We start from the raw sequence: 6,795 nt of genomic DNA, 5'->3' as shown, positions 1-6,795 counted from the left end.
CGGCACAACTGAAGACTGAAACCACCAACCCAACCGGCCAGGTGGTCCAGATTGAACTGCCGTCAGATGGTCCGGATTGGCGTTCCGTTGACATCAGCAAGCAACTCTGCTGATCGAGCCTGCCGTCGGACCTGAAACCACGCTTTGCCATGGGCCCCCCTTGCTCTCGTACGGTCGGCCAGAACAGAGGCTTGCCACCTCAGATCCTGGCCACATACCTACTTGGACGCGGCAACAGTCCAATCGGTTCCACGGAGGGGCAAAGTATTTCGTTCCAGTGAGATCACGCCCGAAGATGGCGCGTGATGTCCTCGCCTCGCCACACCATGGTGTGGTGGGTGCTCGTCTCAGCGGCCGAGGGCCCTGCGCGGTGCACGACGGCATCGCTGTGTCCAGGCCTGGTCTTCCCGAAGCTGCGCCACCAGCCTCCGATGAGCTCCGGAGCCCGATGTGATGCAGGTGTGCGCACCCCGTAGTTTTCGAGCATGGAGGTTTTGCCGGTCATGCGTGGACAGCTCGATTCACGGGGCACGGACATGGGAACTGCCGTCGGTTCACAGCCCCCACCCGACCAAGTGCCGGGCGGTGACAAGACCGGCGGTCCGCGGCTTGCCGCGGCGTTGGTCGAAGGTATCGCTGCTGCTGTGGTTTCGGTTGTAGTCGCAGTGGTGGGGGTAGTGGCCGCGTCGAGTGTGCTGTGGCCGGCTTTCACCACTTCGCACGTGCTGCGAGCGTTGACCACATTCGGTCAGTTCTCGGCAATCGTCGTGCTGTGTGCGGCGGCGGCGCTGACGCGCACGCGGACCACGGCGTGGGGGCGGTGGATGGCGCGAGTGTTGTCGTGGATCGGGCTGTCGGGCTTCGTGACAATCACGATCGGCATGCCGTTGGCTGCAACGAGCCTGTACCTGTCGGGTTTGTCACCAGATCAGCAATTGCGCAGCCAGTTGATGGGGCGTTTCGCTGACAGTCCGTTGTGGCGTGACGGCACCTACACCGGGCTACCTTCGGATCAGTCCGTTGGCTGGTACTGGCTGGGTGGACGGGCAGCGGCTGTTGCCGGACTCCCAGGGTGGGAGGCGTTGAAGTTGTACGCGATCACCTCGATCGCGGCCGCAGCGGTTCTCGCGCTGGTGTGGTGGTCACGGATGGTACGCGGCGACATTGCGATCGTGCTGGCCGCGGTCACCACCGCGGTAGCTATCGCCTACGCCGCGCCGGATCCGGCGTTCACGATCTGCCTGCTGCTGTTCACGCCTGCCGTGGCCGCAGCGTGGACCGGCCTGCGAGATTCGGCGGGGAGACCCGGATCAGCGGGTTTCACGCGTCCTGCCAACAGTTCGAGGCAGGTGTGGGCACGGTTGGTGGGGGTGGCGGCCTACTTAGCATTGTGTGCGGCGTTCGATAGGGCGTCCTTTGTGATCGCTGCCGGTGCCGTGACCGCCGTAGCGCTGCTGGCGGTCGTGATCCCGAACTATCGGACCGCTGTTGCCGAAGGACAGTCGTGGCGGCGTGGCGTGCTGGGACGGTTGCTGGTAATGGCTTCCGCTGCAGCCGTTACGGCTGCAGCGGTGTGGGGCCCGTATATGTGGCAGCGCGGGGTTGCGGCACTGATCGAGATCGAGGTCCCGGCCGGGGATTGGGGCGCGACGCTGCGGGTTGTCCTGGCCGCCATCGGGGTGCTCGTGGTCATCGCCGCGATCCGCGCGATCTCGCCGATGCTGAGTAAGCCCAGGCAGTTGCACCGGGTCGTAGCTGCCGTCGGACTGCTCGCGATGCTCTCGTTCTCCCAGCAGATACCCGATGTACTCGAAATTCCGATCGGCGTGGCCTACAGCGACACCGGCGGCCAGACCGAAGGCAAGAAGGCGCGCGCAGATGGATACTGGCCATCGGCGGTGGCCGAGTACCCGCGCGTCGACGAAGCGATCACCGCCGCGACGGGCCAACTCCGTCGCGACACTGTGCTACTCACCGGCGACACGACCCTGCTCGCGATCTACCCCTACACCGGATTCCTGGCCCAAAGCGCCCGATACTCGAATCCACTGGCCGACTACAATTGCCGCGTTAGCCAAATCCAGGGTTGGACGGCGTTGCGCTCACCCGACGAACTGATCGCCGCGCTCGACCACAGTCCGCGCCCAGCCCCCGCGGTATTCGTGTTCCGCCGATCCGGGGAGCACTACCAGCTACGGTTGGCTAACGACCCACGCAGCGACAACGGCCTCACCCGCACTTATACGACACTTTTGTTCCCTGTCCCGTTGTTCGATGCCGCCAACTTCACCCACGTCGAGGTCGGCCCCTTCACCGTCCTAGTGCGCCACTGACCGTGCCGCGACGGGAGGCACCGCAGCGGTGCCCCTACCGCGGCGGCGCCGCACAAGCAACGCCCCCAGCGGATGGTTCGGATCAGTGCGGGGCCGACCTGCCGGTTCAGCCCTGATAGAGACGCTTACCGCAGTAAACCGGCTGCTTGGACCAAAGCCGCTCAAGGGCACGCCCGCCCTCGTGCTGCCGACCCAAGCGCAACCGGCAAGGTTGCGGGGCTATTCGGCGTTTAGATATCCGATCGGTCCTCCACTGGAGACCGAGATGCGGCTGGACATGATCTGTTGGACCCGGTCTCTTAGGCGGGAATCGACATCTGGTGTCACCGGTTGATTCCAGCGGGCAAGCAGATCGCCGGCGAACTTGTGACGGATCTCGGGTTCACCCAATGGATGAAAGGCGTCTTCGAGGGCTGTGATGGCGTAGACCGCGACCGGCACCGTTGCGACGGTGACCGCGAACAGCTCGTTGTCGAGTATTCGTGCTGGATCGCACCGCCACCAGCACAACGACGCGTCTGTGAGCTCGCGGTCACTGAAGTCGACGTGAAAGCCGATCCAATCGCGGTCGGGTTCACGCGCGGCGGATCGCGCGGCGGTCCTCAGCACTGTCAGCTCACCGGAAGCCACGATCAGTCGAGGGCGGCTTGCCAGCGAAGCGATCTGCTCTGCATCAATCGGTGTGGGGAGTACGCCGCAGGCGATGAGCTTTTCGCACGAGGCGCGCGAAATCTTCAAAGCCGCCGCGGCGTCGTTGATGTTCATCGAGCGCGTGGCCAGTGGTGGCCGTTGCGCAAACGTGGGCAGTGACATGTTTTGTCCCTTCTGTAGGGCTAGGCCTTTGTGGCCCTTGGCTGCCAGAGTAACTCTCAGTGCGTCGAAACGTGCTTTGATTCAACGCACTGACGTAGTGTATCCCTGGCAGGGGTCCAACGTCAAAGTCGTGAGACAAGCCGGTGATTGGGCAGGGCGCTGTGACAAGACATCGGCTGCGGGGATGCGGAGGACGCAGTGGCTTCGCGCGGATCGGCGCCGAAGGACAGCTGGGAGATACGTCAGGCCTGGATCGTTTCCTCGTCGGCGCCCGCAGCGCTCAGCCGCTCCACCCGCTGCTCGATCGACTCCTGCCCAGATCCACGCGCCTGCTGCTCGCGTTGCGCGTGCTGGTGCTGCCGTTCGCGCAGCACCAGCATTCAGTTCGCGTTGGTTTCCCCTTCCAGACGTCTGGGTAAGACGTCCCCCCTTCCATCCTGTCCCCCTGGAAGCGTCCACCTTGCCGTGGAAGTGTCCCCCCGTCCTTTTCCGGATGTGGGTGGACGGCTCGGGTCTGGAAACGGACGTAAGAGCGGATTTTGCGCGGAATGGAATGGTGCAAATGGTGTGCCAACGTATACGGGCCGGGGGTATAAGGTGGTGAGCGGTCTTGCGCTGGGATCTCCGTGAGGGCTGGAGACGACGTGCAGAGCGGCAGACTGAGGTGCCATTCGCGGCAATCTGACGCTGTCCGGCTTGGCTCCTTACCTTCTGATCCGTAGTCAGATGCTGATCATGACGGGGTGGTTGGCCGCGGCGACAGCGAGTCCGGTTCACTGTCAGGGGGCGTGGGAACATCTTCGTATGCATTCTGACCACCGGCAGACATTGACCGAGATTCGCGACGCGATCGAGGGTGAGCTGCGTCGTGGTGGTGCGTGGGACGATCTCGGGTATGCCGTAGCGCCGGGCGCGCCTGCGCACCAGACACTTAACGCTGATCAGGTACTTGTGCTGCAGGCCGATCTGAAGTTGGTGCAGGATGCCCTCGATGGCAACAACATCCCGTCGGATGAGGAACTGTCCCGGATAGCCAGTCTTTACACCCGGCTTTGATGGTCGGAAAACGACCCCGTTTCCGAACGTCACCTGCCCACGTCCCCCCGCTGGATCTGCTGGAGTCGGTTTTCGGATAGACCTGCACCGGGTTGTCAGGCCACGCGGGCATCGGTCCGCAGCACGACGACGGCGGGGCGCCCCCTTCGCGGCTGTCCGGCTGGCGGAATCGGTTCCCTTAGACCCGGAAGCTGCCCACAGTTGTCAGCTACTCGACCGACAGCGGGTGTTGATCTCCGCCGGTGGGATCCGGCGTGATGGTGCCGGTTGAAGGATTGTTGTGCGACCGTCCGGGATGTGGAAGGGATTGCGGGGCAGTGGGTGTGGCCGGGGGTGGTGTGTGAGGATCGGTGGGATTATCGGTCCGGGCGGGAGGTCGGTGTGACGGTTTCGTGGCAGGCGGTGCGGCGGGTAGCGGTGCCCACCGGGGTGACCGCGGTAGTGACGACGGGGCTGGCGGTGGCGGTGAACTATGCGACCGGCGGTGACCACGCAGCGTGGGCGTGGGTGGCCGTGGCGGTGCTGACCGTCGCCGCGTTCGGTACATCGCTGTGGTTGCAACTCGCCGCCCAGCCTCCGGCCCCAGTGCCAGAGCCTGTGGCAGGAATAGATATCGAGGATGCGAGCGCGGTCCGGGACATGCGATTCGGTCAGGTCCACGGCCCGGGACCCGGTGTGCGGGGGCGGCGGCTGCAGGCGGGGCGCGATATGACCTTCGACAACGTCGACAGCCGCGGTGATGCCTCACACCCATGAACCAGCAACAACCCACCAGCCGGTGGCGGCGGCCGTGGCGGCGAAACGTTGACCGGGCTGCTGTGGAAACGTCCCTCGATCTGGACGAGGCGACCGCCGGGCGCGACATCTCCACCCACGTCGACAACTCCCGCACCGAGTCCACGGTCAACTACTGGTACAGCACCGGATCCCCGCCTCCCGCACCAGCGGAGGCCGTGCCGGGGGCGGTGGTGGTGGGGGCGGTACCTCGCCCCGCTCGGCATTTCATCGACCGCGCCCAGGTTGGCCAGCTACGCGAGGCCTTGACCCGGGAGCAGGTAGCGGTGGTGGTGTGCGAAAGTGGTGCCGGCAAGACCCAGGTGGCGGCCGCCTATGCCCGGGAGGCCATGCACGACGAGTCCGCGGTCTTGGTGGGCTGGATCGGTGCGGAGACTCGCGACCGCACGCTGGCTGGGCTCACGGAGATAGCTGCAAAGTTGGGGGTGGCCGACCAGGAGGGGGATTCACTGGTCTCGGCGCACCGGCTGCGCGATCACCTCAACAGCGAACGAACACTGTCGGGGGTGTTGGTATTCGACAACGCCACCGACCCGGACTTCCTTAGCCAGTTTCTACCTGCCGTCGGCGGGGTGCGGGTGGTGATCACCAGCACCGACCGCGCCTTCACCGGCCTGGGCGAGCTGGTGGACGCCGCGACCGGCTTCACCCGCGCCGAGTCGATCGACTATCTGAAGGCCGCGACAGGGTTCGATGATCCGACCGGTGCCGACCTCCTCGCCGCCGAAGTGAGGGATCTGCCGCTGGCCCTGGCGGCTGCGGCGGCCACCATCACCGCCCAAGGCCTGGACTACTCCCAGTACATGAAGCTGCGGGCCGGTCAATCACTTCCTACTGCGATGCCCCGCGAGCGTGGCAACGGCAACAACCGTGCGGTGGACCAGTCGCTGGGGCTGGTGGCCGACACAGTCACAGGCGAGGGCGCGGTAGACGAGCGGGGGCGGTGGCTGGCGGCGCCTTCGACGCAGGATTATCTCGTTCGATGGCGGCATCCCCACCTGGGCATTCTGGAGTTCACGGATGAACACACAGCTCTCACGTACATCAGAGAATTCGGAGGCCCCGATGGAAAATCCTAGTGAGGGAGCCTCCAGATGGTTGCAGACTGTCACTGACAGGGGACTGGCCTTGAGTAAGAACCACCCCGACACCCTGACCTCCCGCAACAACCTCGCCTACACCTACCGGGAGGCGGGGCGGGTTGAGGAGGCGATCGAACTGTTCGAGCAGGTACTCACCGACCGGGAGCGGATCCTGGGCGACGAGCACCCCGACACTCTGATCACCCGCCACAACCTCGCTGGTGCCTACCTGGCGATGGGGCGGGGCGCCGAGGCGATCCCGCTATTCGAGCAGCTGCTCATCGGCTTTGAGCGGATCCTGGGCACCGACCACCCAAATACCCTGACCTCCCGCAACAACCTCGCCCAGGCCTACCAGGCGGCGGGGCGGGTCGGGGAGGCAATCCCGCTGCTGGAGCGGACCCTCGCCGACCGCGAGCGGATCCTGGGCGACGAACACCCCGAAACCCTGACCTCCCGCAACAACCTTGCTACCGCTTATCAGGCGGCGGGACGGACCGGGGAGGCGATCGAGCTCTCCGAGCGGGGCCTCGGCCGCCCTGATGCCTTACAGCCTGATCTCGCTGCGAGCCTGAACAACCTCGCAGTCCGGCTGGGAAGCCTCGGCCGCCACGAGGACGCCCTGACCGCCATCGAGAAGGCCGTCCAGCTCTACCGGGTGCTGGCCGAGCAGCGTCCGGACGCCTTCCTGCCTGATCTCGCTGCGAGCCTGAACA

The 6,795-nt window shown here is 65.2% G+C and carries 7 protein-coding genes; 5 read left to right on the top strand and 2 right to left on the bottom strand.

Annotated features, from left to right (window positions below; genetic code table 11):
• Positions 1 to 485 precede the first annotated feature (485 nt).
• A complete protein-coding gene (locus ACWDMM_RS33470; protein ID WP_449941517.1) occupies positions 486 to 2,333 on the top strand; it encodes an arabinofuranosyltransferase in 1,848 nt (615 codons plus the stop codon).
• A 219-nt stretch (positions 2,334 to 2,552) separates the two neighbouring features.
• Here the strand turns inward: ACWDMM_RS33470 and ACWDMM_RS33465 are convergent, their stop codons facing one another.
• On the bottom strand, positions 2,553 to 3,146 hold the full coding sequence (locus ACWDMM_RS33465) for a hypothetical protein (protein WP_449941514.1): 594 nt from the start codon (positions 3,144 to 3,146) through the stop codon (positions 2,553 to 2,555).
• 242 nt (positions 3,147 to 3,388) lie between these two features.
• A complete protein-coding gene (locus ACWDMM_RS33460) occupies positions 3,389 to 3,526 on the bottom strand; it encodes a hypothetical protein (RefSeq protein ID WP_449941512.1) in 138 nt (45 codons plus the stop codon).
• A gap of 424 nt (positions 3,527 to 3,950) precedes the next feature.
• Here ACWDMM_RS33460 and ACWDMM_RS33455 point away from each other — a divergent pair, with 424 nt between their 5' ends.
• The 4 genes from ACWDMM_RS33455 to ACWDMM_RS33440 form a co-directional block, all read left to right on the top strand.
• A complete protein-coding gene (locus ACWDMM_RS33455) occupies positions 3,951 to 4,202 on the top strand; it encodes a hypothetical protein (RefSeq protein WP_449941511.1) in 252 nt (83 codons plus the stop codon).
• Positions 4,203 to 4,583: 381 nt separating this feature from the next.
• Positions 4,584 to 4,958 carry a hypothetical protein gene (locus ACWDMM_RS33450; RefSeq protein ID WP_449941509.1) on the top strand — a complete coding sequence of 125 codons (375 nt, stop codon included), beginning with the start codon at positions 4,584 to 4,586 and terminating at the stop codon, positions 4,956 to 4,958.
• Positions 4,955 to 6,076: a hypothetical protein gene (locus tag ACWDMM_RS33445; RefSeq protein ID WP_449941506.1), complete on the top strand. Its 1,122-nt coding sequence runs from the start codon at positions 4,955 to 4,957 to the stop codon at positions 6,074 to 6,076. The genes ACWDMM_RS33450 and ACWDMM_RS33445 overlap by 4 nt, the downstream gene beginning before the upstream one ends.
• A gap of 49 nt (positions 6,077 to 6,125) precedes the next feature.
• The coding region (locus ACWDMM_RS33440) for a tetratricopeptide repeat protein (protein WP_449941504.1) at positions 6,126 to 6,795 on the top strand (670 nt) is incomplete at its 3' end.

This window comes from Nocardia sp. NPDC003726 (assembly GCF_053586955.1).
Note: the sequence above shows the minus strand (reverse complement) of the source record. Positions and strands in the feature narration are given on the sequence as shown.

Bases quoted from the DNA above. Each gene is read 5' to 3' on its own strand.
- ACWDMM_RS33445 (WP_449941506.1), top strand. From the start codon at position 4,955: ATGAACCAGCAACAACCCACCAGCCGGTGGCGGCGGCCGTGGCGGCGA.
- ACWDMM_RS33470 (WP_449941517.1), top strand. From the start codon at position 486: ATGGAGGTTTTGCCGGTCATGCGTGGACAGCTCGATTCACGGGGCACG.
- ACWDMM_RS33460 (WP_449941512.1), bottom strand. From the start codon at position 3,526: ATGCTGGTGCTGCGCGAACGGCAGCACCAGCACGCGCAACGCGAGCAG.
- ACWDMM_RS33465 (WP_449941514.1), bottom strand. From the start codon at position 3,146: ATGTCACTGCCCACGTTTGCGCAACGGCCACCACTGGCCACGCGCTCG.
- ACWDMM_RS33455 (WP_449941511.1), top strand. From the start codon at position 3,951: ATGCATTCTGACCACCGGCAGACATTGACCGAGATTCGCGACGCGATC.